This is a genomic window from Gracilibacillus sp. HCP3S3_G5_2 (assembly GCF_052063305.1).
Lineage (GTDB): Bacteria > Bacillota > Bacilli > Bacillales > Amphibacillaceae > Gracilibacillus.
In genome coordinates, this window is the sequence record NZ_JBQHXU010000003.1 from 308485 (window position 1) to 327229 (window position 18745).

Here is an 18745-nt window from a genome sequence, read left to right on the forward strand (position 1 = left end):
TCGCGGTACCACCCTTGTTGACATAGTTAGACTATATCCACTCAAGTTAAGAGATAACGGTATTAACCGGAACACCTTTACTTGCCAAGCAAGGTCCAAGTGTCAGCTCCAGAGTGAAATTTCAATATGTGATCGTTAGAAGCACTTGCAGTCTATGGTACTTCTTCCCTTGAAACGATTATCCACACATTTACTGGCTCTTTCAACGCTTTTATAATTGTCTTTACTTCATATAGTATAAGCAAGCATAGCAAATGATGCAAGTCCAACTCTTCATTTTTTTGCTACTTCGTACATAAGGATCGCAGCAGCAACACTAACATTTAACGATTCTGCCTTACCATAGATCGGAATTTTTACATTTTGATTGGCTTTTTTGATTAGGTTTTGGTCAATACCAGCTCCTTCATTTCCAACTACAATGGCAATCTTTTCTGGCACTCGTACTTCATGGTAATCTGTGGCATTCTCAAGCGCTGTGGACCATATTTCGGTGCCTTCACTTTGTAATCGATCGATTTCTTCATGTAAATCTGCTTCATAAATATCGAGATGAAAGATCGATCCTTGGGTAGATCGGATAACTTTTTCATTAAATAAGTCAACGGTTCCTTTTCCTAAAATGACAGTATCAAATCCTGCTGCATCTGCAGTACGAATCATTGTTCCTAAATTGCCCGGATCTTGCACACGATCTATCAGTAAAGCACGCTCGATCTGCTGTTCACTTGATTTGTTTTTATTTACTACCGCCAATATACCTTGAGGTGTTTTGGTATCGGTAAGAGCTGCCATGACATTATCTGATACTTCATATAAAGGATATTGATTCCATTCCTGAGCAATTTCAACACCGGCTTGATAGATAACTTCAATAATTTCCCAATCGCTTTTGTGTGCCTCTTCTATTAAATGAACGCCCTCTATCATAAATTTTGACTGTAAGTCCCGCTCTTTTTTCTTCTTTAATTTTCGCCAATTCTTCACTTTTTCATTTTTTACAGATGTTAACATAATCTCATTCCTCATTTTTTGATGTTTCTATCATACATATTATTCTTTATACAGGTCAAACTATAATGAAAAATGCTTGAGGTGGGGTGATAAAATGGATTTAAATTTAAGAAAAGCAATCATGTCTAATGTGTCTGGTAATTCTGCTAGTGATTTAGAAGCTACAATTGTCGATGCCATTCAAAGTGGAGAAGAAAAAATGCTTCCTGGTTTAGGTGTTTTATTTGAATTATATTGGCAACAAGCAGATGAAGCGGAAAAGACAGAAGTACTTGATACATTGGAACAAGCAGTCAATAAGCAATAACATGTTTAACCGTAGAAGTGAAAAATAAGGGAGATAAACCTGAGCCAAAAGGACTTGATTTTAATCAAGTCCTTTTACTTTTTACATATAATATTGCTTTTTTGTAGGATAAATTGTATATTTATTATAGATAAATTTTACCAAAAGGGAGAGCGTTTCATTGAACGTACAATCTATTCGTCACTTAATAGAAATGCAGGCAATGTCAACCTTAACCAACACGAATAATAATAGCAATTTGAGTACTAATTTTAGACAGTTAATCGAATCCATGTCAGGAGAGCAACAACCTTTTCATACATATAACGATTCTTCTGTTACGCAGTCTCTAAATAATACTGAGTTAGTTCCGTCAATAAGGTCACAGCTAGTAAACAATTCTGCAAATAATATTTCTCGTAGTACGACTGCTTCAAAAAATATTACTTCCATAATTGAAGAAGCAGCTATGCAATATAATATAGATTCAAAATTAATTGACGCTGTTATCCAGACAGAATCCAATTACAATCAACATGCTGTAAGTCATGCCGGTGCGCAAGGATTAATGCAGATAATGCCCGATACAGCGAGAGGATTAGGTATTCAAAATCCTTTTGATCCAGTTGAAAATATTTTCGGTGGAGTAAAATATTTAAAACAAATGCTAGACAGGTATAATGGGAACAAAACGTTGGCATTAGCTGCCTATAATGCTGGTCCTGGAAATGTTGATAAATACCATGGTGTTCCACCATTTAAAGAAACGCAAGCCTATGTTCAAAAGGTTCTTGGCAAATATTTAGCATAATACAACCCTTTCCTAAGCGAAAAGGGTTGTTTCTGTTATTGCTTAGTCACACTTCTGATATAGAGCCCACCACCTATTACAAGTAATAATGCACTGACTACTAACCAATTAAACATGTTCGTAGCTGTATCAGGCAGATAATTTTCATGCTCTTCAGCTAGATCCTCATCGTTCACCTCTTGTTCTGTTACAACGTCGGAGGATGGTTCACGTGGATCTATCGGTTTCTTCCCACCATTTCCATCATCAGCCACTTCCAATTGTTGGATCGCAGTTTCTAGTTTTTGTTTTGCGTCTTCAATTTCCCGCCAACTGCTAAAATCTGCCATCATTTCTTGAATCGATTCCATTACTTTAGATAGCTCATTCCTTGATTCCATTGTATATTTATCATCGTTCACTAAAGAGCGAGCTGATTCTAACAGTTGTTCAAGCTCACTTGTATCCAAGGAAAAGCTGCCATTATTCCAATAATTTTCGATTTGATCTTCTGTCAAAACCTGATTGTTATAAATATAAAGCTCATCTATTAAACCTTGGTAAGGCAAATCCCAATAGTTAACACCTAACCCGAAGGAAGCCTCTAATGTATTAAATACATTTGGAAAGTCAGACATCTCTGTAACTTTTGCCCCATCAATATATATGGATAAATCTCCACGGTCAACGGTAAATACTACATGACTCCATTCATTTAAAGGAATCTGGATACCAGTTTCTCCATCATACCACTGTTCGCCTGACCAAAGCATTGTTTGGCTGCCAAATCCATTCGGCAGAAGACTGACCCAACTATTTTCCGCACTTGCACCAAAGAATGAAGGTGTATAACTGTTGAATGCTTCGGGCTTTAACCATAATGCCACAGAATATTCAAAACTATCGATTAAACCATCTGGTAAACGAATGCCTGATTCACCATTAAATTTTGCGGCCTGTCCTACTTTTCCTTCTTCAAAGGTAATTTCTCCGCCTTCATTGTGAAGACGATCACCGGTTATGGTACCATTACCTACATTCCCAGCTTCATCAGACAAATCATTTTCAAAACTGTAATGTGCTACTAAACCTCTGTATGTTTCTGGAATAACCGTAATATCAAATGTTCTTGTTGCAACAGCATTACCTTTTGTTACAGTTGCAGTTAATCTAAGTTCTTCTGGCTCTTCTCCCCTATTAGGGCGCTGAACTGTACCTTTATTACTTACAACCTCTGGATTAGATGATTCCCATAAAATAGTAGAACCTTCATCTCCTTCTGTTAGAAGTTGCAAGTCCCCCATAACCTGTGATGTATCGCCAATAGTTAAACTTGCAGCTACCATATCGACAATATCTTGATCAGAAAAACCACTTATCTCTGTTCTTGTGCCCCATATACTCAGACCATTCTCGGCTAATGCAGAAAATGTTATTGTTTCCTTCTCAGCTACCGGATCCCATTGTTTGATTACAACACCTTTATATTGTTGATCGTCAACGGTAACAACTATATTACTTCCGTTTAGTTGCCAGAAACCTTCCACTTCCCCCGAAATCGAGCCATCTTCATTTAACTGTATGATAACGGAACGATCCATATGTTCTCCTATAGCAGAAGTAAATGAAATAAATTTATAGGCACCAGCTACTTCATCCACATTTGGTTCTGCAAGTGTTTCTTTACTATATCTAAATGGAGCAACGACTGGCCAGCCATCTTCATTCATAAACATTTGATGAACTCTAATTTCATGTATTTCACCTCTATTTGGAAAGCGGGTATGGAAAATTAAAAACTGTTCACCTGTTTCAGGATCTACAAAAACAGAATTATGTCCAGGAGAAACGTAACCGGTTTCACTTCCAGGCTCACCAAAATTCTTTTCAAACAAATGATTGCCAATAATTTTAGTCCCAGTTGGTGCGATGGACTCATCATCAAAAAAGGTGCCTTCCCTGCCTTTCACATCAAGCATATGATTACCTTGAATATCATAATACGGTCCATTGGGATTTTCTGAACGCGCCACCCGAACATTATAACCTCCTACAGCATCAAGTCCTCCGTATGATAAATAGAGATAATAATAATCTGTTTCTTCATGATAGACAATATAAGGTGCTTCTATACGACTATGGTTACCTCCGAGTAACTTCTCACCGTATCCTTGACCTTCAAAAGGTATTCCTGTTTCAGGGTCTAACTCTAGAATATAAATTCCCCCAGAATAGGATCCATACACCATCCACAGTTTTCCTTCCTTATCGTAAAATACGTCAGGATCTACTACATTGGGATGATTAGTTGCATCATATACTTCAGGGTAATGTTGCTCATCATATGGCGTCCCATCAATACTTGCTGATTCTTCTTCCGTCATACCAGATCTTAAAATCAGACCTAAGTCCTCATATGGTCCTTCAACATTATCAGAAACGGCAATCCCCATCGCAGAACGTGGAGAACTGCCTTCACATGCATTATAGTACATATAATATCTGCCATCAGCTTCCAATTGAATGACATCTGGCGCCCATAAAGTATCTGTTTGTGCCCATGTTAACGCCTCCTCTAATTCCTCAGTTACATCTTCAAATAAGGAATTAGCAGGATTAACACCATCCCCTTCAATTTGTTCCCAGTTCATTAAATCTGGCGTTTTAGCAGCTGCAAGGTGGGAGCCAAAAACATAATATTCGTTATTCGTAAAAATCACCGAAGGATCGTGTACGGATGCTTCTGTATAAGTTGGAGGTGATAGTTCTTCCGCAGTTAAAGTAATTTCGATTGTTTGTATCACCAATAAAAAAGAAAGTAAAGCAATAAAAGTTTTCTTCATCATTTCCCCTCCAATATTTTTCATACTCACCCATCATAAAAGCGGTTACATTTTTTTAAAACAAATATATTTACGCGTTAAACACCTCCTGTATATTGAATAATATATCAATTAACAATGAAGTTAATTGATATAACTTCATTCATTTATAAGTTAATCTAAAAAATACTTTACTATATTAATTTAATCCTGACAAGTAGTAATCCAAAAAATAACAAACAAATTTATACTCATCTTGTTTCATTAATGAAATAGTTCAGATCTGAGATCAGGAAGAGCTTCTTAATCTGGTAGCTTAAAAAAATGAGGCCTGGGACAAAAGAGTAATTAGATAGAAAAAATCCGAACATGAAAGTCTGCGTATACTACCTATTTAGCAAACGCTTTGTTCAGATTGTTCGGATTCTCGTTCTACCTATTTAGTTATGTCACAGCCTCACTTATCATGATGAAAATGTGATATGATCAACGGTATCTTTATCCAACTTTTTAATTACTTCCACGATCAGTTGCACTGTATTCTCAAAATCATCTTGATGTAAAATCGCAGCATGTGTGTGTATATATCTAGTTGCAACCGTAATCGATAGTGCTGGTACGCCATTTGCTGTTAAGTGTATAGAACCAGCATCGGTCCCACCACCTGCCATTTGAGCGTATTGATAGGGAATTTGATGTTGGTCAGCTGTCTCCACCACAAAATCTCTTAGTCCTTTATGAGACACCATGGATGCATCATAGAGGACAATTTGCGGGCCATCTCCTAATTTACTATCTGCATCTTTATCTGAAATACCTGGTGTATCTCCTGCAATACCTACATCTACTGCAAAGCCAATGTCCGGTTCAATTGCATGTGCTGATGTTTTTGCACCTCGTAACCCAACCTCTTCCTGGACGGTTGCAACACCATATACACGGTTAGGATGGTCTTCCCCTTTCAACCTGCGCAATACTTCAATCGCTATCGCACAACCAATACGGTTATCCCATGCTTTAGCTAGTAGTAATTTTTCATTTTTTAGTGGGGTAAATTCAAAATAAGGTACAACCGAATCGCCTGGCTTCACTCCGAATTCAGCAGCCTCTTCTTTGCTTGATGCCCCAATATCAATAAACATATCTTTGATTTCTACTGGCTTTTTACGAGCTTCTGCTGACAGAATATGAGGTGGTTTTGAACCAATGACACCAGTAACGTCTCCATTATGAGTCAAAATAGTAACACGCTGTGCAAGCATTACTTGGTTCCACCAACCACCAATTGTTTGAAAATAAACAAAGCCTTTATCATCAATCCGAGTTACCATAAAACCAACTTCATCCAAGTGTCCAGCAACCATAATTTTGGGACCCTTGTCAGCTCCGTTCTTTTCGGCGATTAAACTTCCAAGATGATCCGTATATACTTTGTCAGCATATGGGGAGATCCATTTCTTCATTACTTCACGTACTTCTTTCTCATTGCCCGGAATTCCTCGTGCATCTGTCAATTCCTTTAACATGGTTAATTGTTCATAATTTGACATACTTTTTTCCTCCTTGTTAATAACCTTGATTTTGTCGTTCAAAGTTAATTTTATTTTTATCTACATATGCATTTTTTATATCATTTGCCGAAAAGCCTAATTTCTCTCCTAATTTTATATATGTATCAAAGAGTTGTTTATACGCTGTAACTGTTTTTTCTTCCTTCAGCTCCGAAATCGTGCGGAAAACTTGGTGAAATAGCGCTGTTAAGTCTTCAGCATTCTCGAGATTATCAGGCTGATATTGATCAAGACCCAACTCCAACCCTAATGATAGGATAAAATGAATACCATCAACGTATTCCTCGGCAATGATAGATTTTTCACTAGCTGGTTTTACACTCCAATATTTGAAACACCTCGTTTCATTCGCTAATTCACCAACTTCAACTAATAGTGCTAGCACCTTTTTATCGAAAACATTTTCGTCTTTCAAATCATGTTGTGCTAAAATATAGTTATCTAATTCTCGTTGCATATTAAAAAGTGTTCGCCAATTCATTTTGTTCTCCCTCTAGTTCTTGTATTTATTCTCATATTATAGCATGTTTCTTTTATTTTATTGAAACCAAAGCATTGAAAAAAACGTAAGCCTTTATAGAAGTCTGTTTATAGGAGTTGATGTTTGTGATCGTCATACTTTTTCGTTTTCTTGTTGTAATTGCAATGATTGTATTAATATATACTGCTTATAAATATATCGTCAATCCTAAAAGAAAACTGGAAATCGCTCAGGAAAAAGGGGATTTTTATTTCCTTGATTACAATGATAATATTAAGAAAAACTTTTTTATTACGTACAAAGGATTTTTGTTTGAAGGAGAAAAGTATTTAGGTACAACAGAAGATGCTTTTGAAGTCATTACCATTGTGATACACACGAGAAATCCGGAGAAATTAAAGGGGTTTGAGCGTAAGGACCTTTACTTCCTTGAAGAAGAAATACTGATTCGTTATCCTCACGCTGAAATAGAATGGAAATATCCGATTAATAAACTGCATTTAAAATAATTCAAGCTGTCTTTTGTTGGAAAAAGGTTTGCCACTTAATAGCTACCTGCTTTTTTCTCACCAAATAAGCAAGGATTAGTACCATTATTACTAATGGAACTGCATAATATATGGATATTTCTTGTATGGTCTTACCTAACGTCGTATAAAAACAAGCAACTGGTATCACAGTTAAAAATGTCGTCCGTAAGTATGAAGTAAAGCTTACGGATTTTTTATAGATACAAAAGGACAATAGATGAAAATGTATAAAAGGCAGCATCCTTAAAAGCATAATTTGAATAGTGTTTAGTGACAGTTGTTTGCCTAACAATTTTTCTTCCAATCGTTTACAGCGCTTTTCGATAGCAGGTAACAAATGAATGATCAAATAAAATAAAATGCTGGAAATCGTTAAACCAATAATCGAATAAATGGTACCGGCTAACAAGCCAAATACAATCCCTCCTGCAATACATAATAACAAGACCGGAATAAATAACAGAGGGCGAAGAACATGCACCATAATGAACAACATTGGAGCTACAAATGCATAGCTTTCCATTACTTTTATTTGATTAATCATTTCAATTGGCATCATTCATCAGCTCCCTTCCTTAAATAATATGACAAGAGACGAGCCTTTATGACAACAATTATCACGGTGCTTTCCACCATAACTCCGTCACAATTGGAGGTTTCGCTTTATATGTAATAGAAAATAACGAGAGCCGATTGCATGATCATGAGGATAGGTAACCCTATTACAAATAGTGTATGTTTCGTTTTATGACGAAATAGATGCATTCCGATAGTGGCTCCTAATGCTCCACCAATAATAGCCAATAACCAGATTCGACTCTCTGGTATTCGCCATTTATTATTCCTAGCTTTTCTTTTGTCTATCCACATTGTCCATAACGAAAGACTATTAATAATTGTTGCATATATAAACATTTGATTCACAACCTTAGTATGTTTGTAATTGTTGATATAATCTATCTAATTCTGTTTCTGTATCCCTATTAAAAATAATGGTATCCTCCTTCGTTTTTACAACAAGATAAGCAGTGGAGTCGCCTGAGATAAACAATGTAACGGTTTCCGAGTAACCTGCTATCTGGAATTTACCCTTTAACCTATTATTCATTGCAAACCCATTTATTCTGACAATCACCTCGGGAAATTGGTTCATTTTCACTACCTGTTCAATATCGGAAAAAGAAACTTCATTTCCATACATACCGGAAATAATTAAATGATCCTCTTCTACTGCTATTTCATTTTCACTGAGACTATATACAGAGAGACCTATTAGAAACAAAAAGGTCACCGCCCAGACACTACCTAATATCCAATAGTTTTTCTTCCGTTTATGCGGGACTTCATAACGCTGTATCCAAATGGTTCCTGTCAATAACACAATCGTAAAAACAGCCAGCCCGATCTCAAAGCCAAATGGTACAGAGAATAATCCAAGTATAAATGAAACAGCAAATAAAATAAATGCACAAATGAGTAATTTACCTAATGCGTCGATGAATCCGTTTTGTTTTAAATATTCTTGCTCCTCTTTCGGACGATTAGCAAATCCAGAAATCAAAAAATAGTCTTTTTGCTTTACGATTAGAAAAGTAAGACCACCAAAAATAAGTAATGCCCAGCCCATAGTTATAATAAAAATAATGAAACTTTTATCCAGCTTTAACTCCTCCCTCCATCAACCTTTTTTACGTAACTAATCATAAAAAAGTTTCAGTTCAAAAAAATAACGGATAGCTCTATACCAGAACTACCCGTTATTATCTATTGCTGTCTTATTTTAAAGCAGATTTTGCTTGATCTGCTAATTGTGCAAATGCTTTTTGATCATTTACAGCTAAATCAGCTAACATTTTACGATTAACTTCAATACCAGCAAGCTTTAATCCGTGCATGAAACGGCTGTAAGAAAGATCGTTCATACGTGCCGCAGCATTGATACGAGAAATCCAAAGTTTACGGAAATCACGTTTTTTCTGACGACGGTCACGATATGCATACTGACCAGACTTCATTACTTGTTGTTTTGCTGTTTTGAATAGTGAATGTTTTGCACCATAATAACCTTTAGCTAGCTTTAATATACGTTTACGACGTTTACGTGTAACTGTTCCACCTTTAACACGTGCCATAATAATTCCCTCCTATAAATCAACAAATCATTTGTGTTATTTTATTCCTTCGGTCACGTTCGCTTTTCTACTTTATTTAGGTAGCATTTGTTTAATGCGTTTGTAGTCTCCAGCTGATACAAGAGCGGACTTACGAAGTTTACGCTTTTGTTTTTGAGACTTGTTTGCAAACATGTGACTTGTATATGCATGGGAACGTTTTACCTTCCCAGAACCTGTCTTTTTCATTCTTTTAGCTGTTCCGCTGTGGGTTTTCATTTTTGGCATTATTACTTCCTCCTAAACTAAATCTATTTAACTTTCGCTTTACAAGCGCGTTATTTCTTTTCGTTTATAGGTGCAAGCATCATGAACATACTGCGGCCTTCCATTTTTGCTTTTTGCTCAACAGTTGAAAGATCATTACATTCTTCTGCCATACGTTCTAAGACCTTTTGACCTAACTCTTTATGGGTAATCGCACGTCCACGGAAGCGAATAGAGACTTTAACTTTGTCTCCTTTAGTCAAGAATTTACGTGCATTACGAAGCTTCGTATTGAAATCATGCTCTTCAATACCAGGGCTTAAACGAACTTCTTTGACGTTAATTACTTTTTGTTTTTTACGTGCTTCTCTTTCTTTCTTTTGTTGCTCAAAACGGAATTTACCGTAGTCCATAATACGACATACTGGCGGTTTTGCTTTTGGAGCTACCAGCACTAAATCAAGGTTTCTTGTTTGAGCAATGTCCAACGCTTCTTGACGAGATTTAACTCCTAATTGATCCCCATTTGAATCAATGAGACGCACCTCGCGTGCACGAATACTCTCATTGACATTCATATCTTTGCTAATAATCAGCCACCTCCGAAATTTAATAAAAGCGTAATGAAACATGATCATTTTAACTAGACAAGTTTAAAATATTCATAAAAAAAAGTGCCGGTACACATACTGCACCCACACATCCTGAATTTCATTACAAATAAGTCGGATTTCATACCTGTCAACAACAATCCTGCGTCAATCAGGTGAGAAGCGGGTGCTTCTACTTGTCTCTCGTGATCATATTTAATTCACTTAACATATCTTATCATCTGTCCAATTACATGTCAATAGGATAACCTATACAAATCTGTTCTTTCTATTTTACTATAAAGCAAGCCTTCCCTCAATAGGAGTTTTACAGATGAGTAAAGCCTTGATAAAAAAAGAGAAAGAAGTCTCTATCCAAGCTGAGAAGCTTCTTTCTTATTTTTGTTGATTTTCCCTTTCGCGTAGTTATTCTGCCACTTCTGGCTCCTCTGCTGAAACACCTACTTCATACCGGTAAACTCCCGTTCCATCACCTATCGCATAATTTTGTACACGGTTATTAACCGGAATAACGTCAGCACGATAGACTGTTGGGAATACAGGTACTTCCTCAACCATTAGTTGCTGCCATTCTTTATAAATCTCGATACGTTTATCAATGTCAAAGGCTTCTTGTGATAAGCCTTCGTTAATTAATCGATTATTTTCATCGTTTACCCATCGAGTCATATTGTAAAATGCATTTTCACCGTATAAACCACCTGGGTCCACATCAATGCCAACCGTCCATGCAGCTTGATAAATATCAATATCCGGGTCATCTGCTTCCACACGATCATAGAATGAATTAAATTCATGTAAACGACCTTCAAGCATCTGCACGTTTAAACCAACTTGCTCCCATGCCTGAATATAATACTGCACTAATGGTTCAGCTGTTTCGCCACCACTCATAGAAGCAAAGTTAATAATAAGCTCATTTCCATCTGGATCTTCACGTAAACCATCACCTGTCACATCAACATACCCCGCTTCATCAAGAAGCTGGTTAGCAAGTTCAGGATCGTAAGGCAATCCTTCATTTTCACTATCATGAAACTCTGGATGAGATGGCGCAATTAACGTTGTTGCAGCCCATCTTAATCCGTGATAGAAGCGTTCACCTACTGTATCATTATCCACAGCATGTGCCATTGCTTTTCGTAAATTAACATTTGCCATTTTCGCATCTGGATTATAGACATTCACATTATTTTCATCATCCCATTCACCCAGCTTAAAGCCGATATACGTATAGGCACGATCGACAGTTCCTAGCCAAGTTAAGTTCGATGCATCGGCATTATCAGGGAATTGATCAACCGGAAAACTACTTACGATATCTACTTCACCATTCTTTAATGATTCTGCCACTACATTCGGATTAATAACTTTTAATGTCACTTTATCTAATGCAGGCTCTCCTCGCCAATAATCTTCATTTTTGGTATAAACTACAGACTCTCCTGGCACAATGCTCTCTACTTTATAAGGACCAATACCAATTGGATTTTGACGAAGCTCTGGTGAAGAGGAAATATCGGCGACATCCATATCACCAAAAATATGCTTTGCTAATGGATATGTCCAAATACCACCTGTAATTAATGAAGGAGTTGCGTCTTTATACGTAATTTTCACTGTTTTATCATCCACTATTTCAATACCAGAAATCGTATCAGCTTCCCCATTATGATATTCTACAATTCCTTCTACATTTTGTAATGTTCCATCAAACCGTACTCCATCGTAATCAGGATGAGCAATAACTTCATGAGCAAACAGTACGTCTTCTGCTGTTACCGGTTCACCATCATGCCAGTTCACATTATCTCGAATAGTTAATGTTACCGTATGATTATCCTCACTTACTTCATATGTTGCCGCACCATCATTCGTGTAAACATAATTTTCATCCCAGGTTAATAAACCTTCATCGAACCATCCTAATACTTCAGCATCATAAGTCCCATCATAAAAGTTATAATTTAACAGACCAGCGAAAGGAGTATCTGTAACAAGTCCAAACGATAATTCTCCACCTTCAATCAGCGCTTCATCTTCTCCTTTAACGTTAGAAAAGTCATCAATGGAATAAAGTTCCCCTGTGTCTTCACCATCTTCTTCCTCTTCCCCACTTTCTTCCACTTCTGCAGTTTCATCTGCATCAGTGCCATTATCTAATTCTTCCCCCGTTTCTTCTGCATTATCATTACAAGCGACAAGCAGTAATACAAGTGATGCTACAACTGCCATAAGCAAAAAACGTAATCGATCCTTCGACATTTTGATTCCTCCCTTTTTAACCTCTTCTTTGTTTTGCGTCAGTCGCACGTTTTAACGCTTGACCAACGTTATTTATACTCAACATCAAAATTAAAATTAATAATGATGCAGGTACCCAAATCCACCACCTGTATTCCAATGTTTGAGGATTTCTCGCATAGCTAACAAGCGTTCCAAGACTCGGTGTACTTTCAGGAAAACCAAATCCTAAAAAGGAAAGGCCGGATTCCAGCCCGATGTTCGCTGCTAAATTCAATGTCATCGTTACAATGATCAATGAACTAATATTCGGCAAAACTTGTGTAAAAATGATTTTAAAATGGGAAGAGCCTACGGTTTTAGAAGCATTCACATAATCTAGTTCTTTTTCTTGCAATGCTTTTGATCGAATCAATCGCGCAATCCCCATCCACAGAAAGGATGACATGATGAGTGAAAAAGCAATAATGGTGTAATCTGGTACAATACTGACAAAAACAATCACGATCATTAATGTGGGTAAAATCATGAAGAAATCTAAAATTCGCATTAAAATATTATCTGTGTTCCCCCCGAAATAACCTGAAACGATACCAACTGTAATGCCAACCAAACCACTGATAAGCGTAACTAAAATTCCTATCGAAAGGGAATTACGTGTTCCGATGATTAATTGACCGAAAACATCCCGTCCACCGTAATCAGTTCCTAACCAAAACTCAGAGGAAGGAGCTTGATGGATGGCAAACAAATCCACTTTAACAATTTCGGATTGATCTAAAACGATCGACACTCCATATACAAAGGTAATAATGAAACCTAAAAGCATTAATGAAAAAAGTGCGAGTTTATCGCGAACTATTTCCCGCCAAACAATGGACCAACTTGATGGACTGTGTAATGATTCTCTTTGTTTCATTCTTTTTACTTCAAGCATTAACCTCACCCCCAGCTATTTCATTCGAATTCTAGGATCGACAATACTTAAGATAATATCGGAAATAAGAGCTCCAAGAATCGATGCTATCCCAAAAAGTAAAACTAGTGCTGTTACAACACTTGTATCACGCTGTACTAAGGAATCTAAAAACAGTTGTCCGATTCCAGGATAACTAAATATATTCTCAATAAAGATGGAGCCACCGATTAAACCCGTAATTTCATAACCAAAAAATGCAGCAACTGGTAATAAAGCATTACGAAAAATATGTTTGCGGTAAATACGTGACTCACTAGCCCCTTTTGCATTCGCAAGTAGGACAAAATCTTTCTGTTTCGTATCAATGATCTCGCTACGTAAATATTGGACAGTGGAGACCGTTGTTATCAGCGCCATCGACAGTGCTGGTAACAGCATATGATAAAGCTTACTCATAAAATAAGCGAAAGTACCTGGTTCGGTACCTGGAGTGACACTTCCACTAGTTGGAAACCATCCAAGCTGAAAACCGAATGTAAATAGCATAATCAACGCAAAAATGAAAATAGGTGCTGCAAAGCCAACATAGGTATAACCTGTTATCAACCGATCTATGAATGTATCATTATAACGACCACTAAGTAAACCAAGCGGAATAGCAATGAGGTAGGTTAGAATTAAGGTCAATACAGATAGCCAAAATGTGTTGACCAAACGTTGACTAATAATGTCCGTGACTGGCATTTTATGTTGAAACGATTGTCCTAAATCTCCCTGAAACAGATTGTTGATCCAATCCCAATACTGTACATACCACGGATTATTTAAACCAAGCCTTTCTCGTTGTGCTTCAATTGCTTCTGGCCCAATATTGGGATCAATTAATCCTGTCAACGCATCACCTGGCATCATTTTAGCCAAAATAAATATGATAATACTCAACAAAAAAATTTGCGGAATCATGGTTAAAATGCGCCGAATCGTAAATATCCACATCTACCTTCCCTCCCCAGGCATTGCGACAGAATGAGTAGCGGTAATTGGTTTTAAATCAAAAGCAAAGCCATCTTCATCGAAGTACTGACCTAATGTTTTCTCATAATCACGTTTTACTTCTTCTCGTAACGAGGCTCTTTTTTTCCGATTTTTGGGGTCAATATCAGGAATAGAGGCAATTAAACGTTTCGTATAAATGTGCTGCGGATTTTCATAAATTTCTTCCGCAGTTGCTTCTTCTACGAGGCGCCCCTTATACATAATCCCAATCCGATCACACATATGTCGGATAATCCCTAAATCATGACTAATAAGTAAATAAGTTAAATTTAGATCATGCTGCAAATCCTTCATAAAATTCAAAACTTGTGCTTGTACAGATACATCGAGGGCTGATACCGGTTCATCAGCTATAATAAGTTTTGGATTTAATGCAATGGCTCGGGCAATGCCGATGCGTTGCCTTTGTCCTCCAGAGAACTCATGTGGGTATTTTAGAATGCTCTCTTTACTCAATCCAACTTTCTCCACTAACTCTTCTACTCGTTGTCTTTCCTCCTGTTTGGAAAACTTCTCAAAATTACGTAGAGGTTCAGCAATAATATCTATTACTCTTTTTTTCGGATTTAATGATGAATAGGGATCTTGAAAAATCATTTGAATCTCTCTACGTAAAGTCTTTGTCCGATTTTTTTCCATTAAATCTTCTCCATCAAACCATACTTTTCCAGAGGTAATATCGTTTAAACCTACAATCGCTCGACCTATAGTTGTTTTCCCTGAACCGGATTCTCCGACTAACCCGTATGTTTCACCTTGCTTCAATTCTAACGATACACCGTGAACTGCTTTCACATGATCGACTACACGTCTAAACAAACCACCATGGATTGGAAAATGCACATGCAAATCATCTATTTTAAGAAGCGCCATGTTGCGAACCTCCTTCCTGCTCGTCTAAAAAGTGAAAATGTTTATAACATGTACAACGGACAAAGTGATTGGATTTCACTTCATGTAGTACAGGAGTTTCTTCATGTTTTTCATCTGCTATCCACGGTATTCTTGTTTTAAAACGACAGCCTGTACGCGGTAAATTCGGTAACGGAGGAACTATACCTTGAATAACATGCAATCGCTCTTTTTTGCTTAACGAAGATGGAACAGATTCAAGTAATGAGCGTGTGTACGGATGCATTGGGTTTGCGAATAACTCCTCAACTGGAGCAGATTCGACAATTTGACCTGCATACATAACAGCAACTCGATCTGCCATTTCTGCAACAACACCAAGGTCATGAGTAATCAATACCACTCCTGCATGCATTTCTTCTTTTAACTCTGTTATCAAATCTAGAATTTGTGATTGAATGGTTACATCGAGAGCGGTAGTGGGTTCATCCGCAATGAGCAGGCTTGGTTTATTCGCGATGGCAATTGCAATTACAATTCGTTGCCTCATTCCGCCTGATAGTTGGTGTGGATATTGATGGTAGATGTGGTTCGGGCGTGGTATCCCGACATCCTCTAATAATTCGATTACTCTTTTTTTTCGGTCTTGTTTAGACATTTTTTGATGCAGTAACAGCGGCTCCTCAATCTGTTTACCGACAGGTGTCAACGGATTAAGCGCTGTTAATGGATCCTGGAAGATCATACCAATCTCAGAACCTCGTAATTGATTGAGCTTGGAAAGTGGTGCATTAGCAATGTCATCACCTTTATAATATATTTGACCTTCTATCTTGGTTTTGGCTTTTTTGTGTAAACCCATTATTGAAAAAGCCAGTGCACTTTTGCCACATCCTGATTCTCCAACTATGGCCACCACTTCATTTCTTTTCACATCAAGTGTGACATTGTCTACTGCTGCATAATAATCATCTTTTATTTTAAAAGAGGTCTGTAAATTCCGAATTTCCAATAATTTTGTCATTCCTTTGCTCACCCCGTTTGATCGGAATTAAAGTACTAGTATAAAATGGAGAAAGTGGAACATGTGATAATATTCACAAATATTCTAGTATAAGCTTGTCATGTCTACATAGATATGTACATCTGTCTGTATGATTTGTTAGAAAAGACCTAATTACATATTCGCTATTTCCATTATTTCTTACTTTCTTTCTTAAGTAAGTTATCGTATCACCTTCTATCATTTCAATTGAAATAATTTCCATTTATTCAATTAAATTACATATAGTTTACAATAAGAAAAAGGTACATATCTACATTATTGGTAAATAATCTTACATGAAATGAATAAGCAGCATTTTTGCGTATAACTATCATTTTATGATTTTTAGCAATCGCTTACATGACTAATTTCTATATTATTACAATGTATATGCTAAAAAATGAATGATATTAAATGCAATTTTTTCCAACTCATGCAAGCGAAACACAGATATATACAACAGTTAAATTATATATATTAAAAGAGCAAGCAAGATATGCTTATTGACATATCTTACTTGCTCTCAATAGATTTACTGTGGATCAGGAATGTATACATTCAGACAAACTCTCTTTATGATATACGTAAAATATCCTCTTTTATAATTTGCATAAATTTTTCTTTTTCATCAATAAAAGGGGAATGTGCACTGTCCTCAAACGTATAGAACTTTTTCAAAGGTGCTTCAATTTTTTCATAAAAACGCTTTGCCTCTTTATAAGATGTTTGATAATCATAGATACCTTGTATAATATAAACAGGCACTTCAAACCGAGGAGCTAATAACACAGCATCCGTATTTCTCATTATTTCAGATAAGGCATCATAACTACTGTAAATTCCTTTTGGGATATTAAATCGCTCTTTCAAGGAGTATTGTTTACAAGTAAACAGGTCTTTCATCCCTTGCCAATTAGAATATCCAGTTCTTTTCACCCCTCCACCATACCGATCTAAATATCTTATCAGTATTCTACGGTAATCCTTGTTTTTATAGTAATTTTCATCAAACGTGACCGCCCTTATATCTTTCTCTGCTTTACGGTCTCCCTTCTCAATTGCTGTCTCTAATAGAAAATCATACGTATGCCTATTTGATTCCAAATGTCTGCCAAACTGCCCAATACCAATGTAGGCATGAAAGTGCTTGGGATTACGACTTACGGCAATACTACCTAATAATGAGCCCCAAGAGTGTCCACATAGGTAGATTTTTTCTTTATTGAACTTGTCCTTTAAATAATGCGTTATTTTCAAGCTATCTGTCAGCATTCGTTCTAATGTTAGGTCTCCTTGTGTGGATGCATTGTATGACATACCAGCACCCCTTTGTTCCCAATAGCAAACAGTAAAGTGTTGTTCCCATGAAAGCTTTGAATTTTTGACAATAGCATACTGTGGAAAGCCAGGTCCACCGTGCAGAAACAGTAAGACAGGCTTAGTAAAATCTGTAGACTCCAGAAATAAACCTGTTTGATGACCATCCATTTCGACGTACTCTTTACTAAAATAAACACCTTTTTCGGAATGCAAAGCTATTCCCCCTGTTCTTCTTGTACATCATTTCCATCCTTTTAATGCCATTCCTCTTGTAATATTCCCATATGTAGTATGTCATGCCATTGACCATTTCTAAATAATGCTTCGCGACTATTACCTTCTTCAACGAATCCTAATTTCTTGTATAAATGAATCGCTTTTTTGTTGAAAGAAAATACTAAGTATAATGGGTTCCTGGATGGTAAACGGTCCTACTGCCTAATCAAGCTTTTTACTGAATCCAATACTGTTTGCTTCAAATCCCATCTTCATATAAAATCTATGTGCCTCTTCTCTTTCTTTTCGGTTCCCGCTGTTTAAGACGATATACTTAGCTCCATGTTGGTTTGCCCTAAATTCTATTTCTTTTATTAGCTGTTCTCCTATTCCTTTTCCGCGAAATCTTTTGTCTACAACAAAAGCAGCGATTTGCACATATGAACCATCATACTCATAGAATAAGCCTGTCCTAATACCAACCATCCCAACAATATCTCCCTTCCATTCAGCCACGAGAGTTTGATAACTTTGATCCGTGATAATAGTGTTGAACCTTTTCGTAAACTTCTCAATAGTTGTTGGGTAACCAAGTTGACCCATTAGTGAA

General features: G+C 36.7%; 20 protein-coding genes, 1 pseudogene and 2 other annotated features (1 of these 23 cut by a window edge). Of the genes and pseudogenes, 3 read left to right on the forward strand and 18 right to left on the reverse strand.

Going from position 1 to position 18745, the window contains the following annotated elements:
• Positions 1–215: a binding site (T-box leader), on the reverse strand; it reaches 22 nt to the left of the window's first position.
• A gap of 58 nt (positions 216–273) precedes the next feature.
• Positions 274–1014 carry a TrmH family RNA methyltransferase gene (locus tag ACTNEP_RS06520; protein ID WP_441160949.1) on the reverse strand — a complete coding sequence of 247 codons (741 nt, stop codon included), beginning with the start codon at positions 1012–1014 and terminating at the stop codon, positions 274–276.
• Positions 1015–1108: 94 nt separating this feature from the next.
• Between ACTNEP_RS06520 and sspI the strand changes: the two genes are divergently transcribed.
• Positions 1109–1321, forward strand: a complete 213-nt coding sequence (gene sspI, locus ACTNEP_RS06525) for a small acid-soluble spore protein SspI (protein ID WP_441160951.1) — start codon at positions 1109–1111, stop codon at positions 1319–1321.
• A 160-nt stretch (positions 1322–1481) separates the two neighbouring features.
• Complete coding sequence (locus tag ACTNEP_RS06530) at positions 1482–2111, forward strand: lytic transglycosylase domain-containing protein (protein ID WP_441160953.1); 630 nt, start codon at positions 1482–1484, stop codon at positions 2109–2111.
• Between the two features lie 35 nt (positions 2112–2146).
• On the opposite strand, the gene ACTNEP_RS06535 is transcribed toward ACTNEP_RS06530, so the two are convergent.
• The 3 genes from ACTNEP_RS06535 to ACTNEP_RS06545 all read right to left on the reverse strand — a co-directional run bounded on the left by ACTNEP_RS06535 (position 2147) and on the right by ACTNEP_RS06545 (position 6964).
• Entirely contained in the window at positions 2147–4933 is a 2787-nt protein-coding gene (locus ACTNEP_RS06535) for a family 43 glycosylhydrolase (RefSeq protein WP_441160955.1), read from the reverse strand.
• A gap of 443 nt (positions 4934–5376) precedes the next feature.
• Positions 5377–6462, reverse strand: coding sequence for a M42 family metallopeptidase (locus tag ACTNEP_RS06540; protein ID WP_441160957.1), 1086 nt, complete (start codon positions 6460–6462; stop codon positions 5377–5379).
• A 16-nt stretch (positions 6463–6478) separates the two neighbouring features.
• On the reverse strand, positions 6479–6964 hold the full coding sequence (locus ACTNEP_RS06545) for a dUTP diphosphatase (protein ID WP_441160959.1): 486 nt from the start codon (positions 6962–6964) through the stop codon (positions 6479–6481).
• A gap of 125 nt (positions 6965–7089) precedes the next feature.
• Between ACTNEP_RS06545 and ACTNEP_RS06550 the strand changes: the two genes are divergently transcribed.
• Positions 7090–7473, forward strand: coding sequence for a sigma-w pathway protein ysdB (locus tag ACTNEP_RS06550; RefSeq protein ID WP_441160960.1), 384 nt, complete (start codon positions 7090–7092; stop codon positions 7471–7473).
• A gap of 1 nt (position 7474) precedes the next feature.
• On the opposite strand, the gene ACTNEP_RS06555 is transcribed toward ACTNEP_RS06550, so the two are convergent.
• The 14 genes and pseudogenes from ACTNEP_RS06555 to ACTNEP_RS06620 all read right to left on the reverse strand — a co-directional run bounded on the left by ACTNEP_RS06555 (position 7475) and on the right by ACTNEP_RS06620 (position 18738).
• Positions 7475–8053, reverse strand: coding sequence for a TVP38/TMEM64 family protein (locus ACTNEP_RS06555; protein WP_441160961.1), 579 nt, complete (start codon positions 8051–8053; stop codon positions 7475–7477).
• 104 nt (positions 8054–8157) lie between these two features.
• Entirely contained in the window at positions 8158–8409 is a 252-nt protein-coding gene (locus ACTNEP_RS06560; RefSeq protein ID WP_441160962.1) for a DUF1294 domain-containing protein, read from the reverse strand.
• Between the two features lie 13 nt (positions 8410–8422).
• Entirely contained in the window at positions 8423–9121 is a 699-nt protein-coding gene (locus tag ACTNEP_RS06565; protein ID WP_441160963.1) for a DUF3784 domain-containing protein, read from the reverse strand.
• Between the two features lie 148 nt (positions 9122–9269).
• Entirely contained in the window at positions 9270–9626 is a 357-nt protein-coding gene (gene rplT, locus ACTNEP_RS06570; protein WP_441160964.1) for a 50S ribosomal protein L20, read from the reverse strand.
• Positions 9627–9698: 72 nt separating this feature from the next.
• Positions 9699–9893, reverse strand: coding sequence for a 50S ribosomal protein L35 (gene rpmI, locus ACTNEP_RS06575; RefSeq protein ID WP_441160965.1), 195 nt, complete (start codon positions 9891–9893; stop codon positions 9699–9701).
• 50 nt (positions 9894–9943) lie between these two features.
• A complete protein-coding gene (infC, locus tag ACTNEP_RS06580) occupies positions 9944–10450 on the reverse strand; it encodes a translation initiation factor IF-3 (protein ID WP_441160966.1) in 507 nt (168 codons plus the stop codon).
• 84 nt (positions 10451–10534) lie between these two features.
• Positions 10535–10667, reverse strand: a sequence feature (ribosomal protein L20 leader region).
• A 221-nt stretch (positions 10668–10888) separates the two neighbouring features.
• Positions 10889–12748 carry an oligopeptide ABC transporter substrate-binding protein gene (gene opp4A / locus ACTNEP_RS06585; RefSeq protein ID WP_441160967.1) on the reverse strand — a complete coding sequence of 620 codons (1860 nt, stop codon included), beginning with the start codon at positions 12746–12748 and terminating at the stop codon, positions 10889–10891.
• A gap of 16 nt (positions 12749–12764) precedes the next feature.
• A complete protein-coding gene (locus ACTNEP_RS06590; protein WP_441160968.1) occupies positions 12765–13664 on the reverse strand; it encodes an ABC transporter permease in 900 nt (299 codons plus the stop codon).
• Between the two features lie 15 nt (positions 13665–13679).
• Positions 13680–14642 (reverse strand): oligopeptide ABC transporter permease, encoded by a 963-nt coding sequence (opp4B, locus tag ACTNEP_RS06595; protein WP_441160969.1) that lies wholly within the window; start codon positions 14640–14642, stop codon positions 13680–13682.
• The gene (locus ACTNEP_RS06600; RefSeq protein WP_441160971.1) at positions 14643–15575 is read right to left on the reverse strand and encodes an ABC transporter ATP-binding protein; all 933 of its coding nucleotides are present in this window, start codon (positions 15573–15575) and stop codon (positions 14643–14645) included. It abuts the gene before it with no gap.
• Positions 15562–16578 (reverse strand): ABC transporter ATP-binding protein, encoded by a 1017-nt coding sequence (locus ACTNEP_RS06605; RefSeq protein ID WP_441160973.1) that lies wholly within the window; start codon positions 16576–16578, stop codon positions 15562–15564. The genes ACTNEP_RS06600 and ACTNEP_RS06605 overlap by 14 nt, the downstream gene beginning before the upstream one ends.
• Positions 16579–17172: 594 nt before the next feature.
• Positions 17173–18132 (reverse strand): alpha/beta fold hydrolase, encoded by a 960-nt coding sequence (locus ACTNEP_RS06610; protein WP_441160974.1) that lies wholly within the window; start codon positions 18130–18132, stop codon positions 17173–17175.
• Between the two features lie 41 nt (positions 18133–18173).
• Positions 18174–18317, reverse strand: a pseudogene (locus tag ACTNEP_RS06615) (GNAT family N-acetyltransferase); the annotation flags it as partial.
• Positions 18318–18357: 40 nt separating this feature from the next.
• Positions 18358–18738 carry a GNAT family N-acetyltransferase gene (locus ACTNEP_RS06620; protein ID WP_441160975.1) on the reverse strand — a complete coding sequence of 127 codons (381 nt, stop codon included), beginning with the start codon at positions 18736–18738 and terminating at the stop codon, positions 18358–18360.
• Positions 18739–18745: the final 7 nt, after the last annotated feature.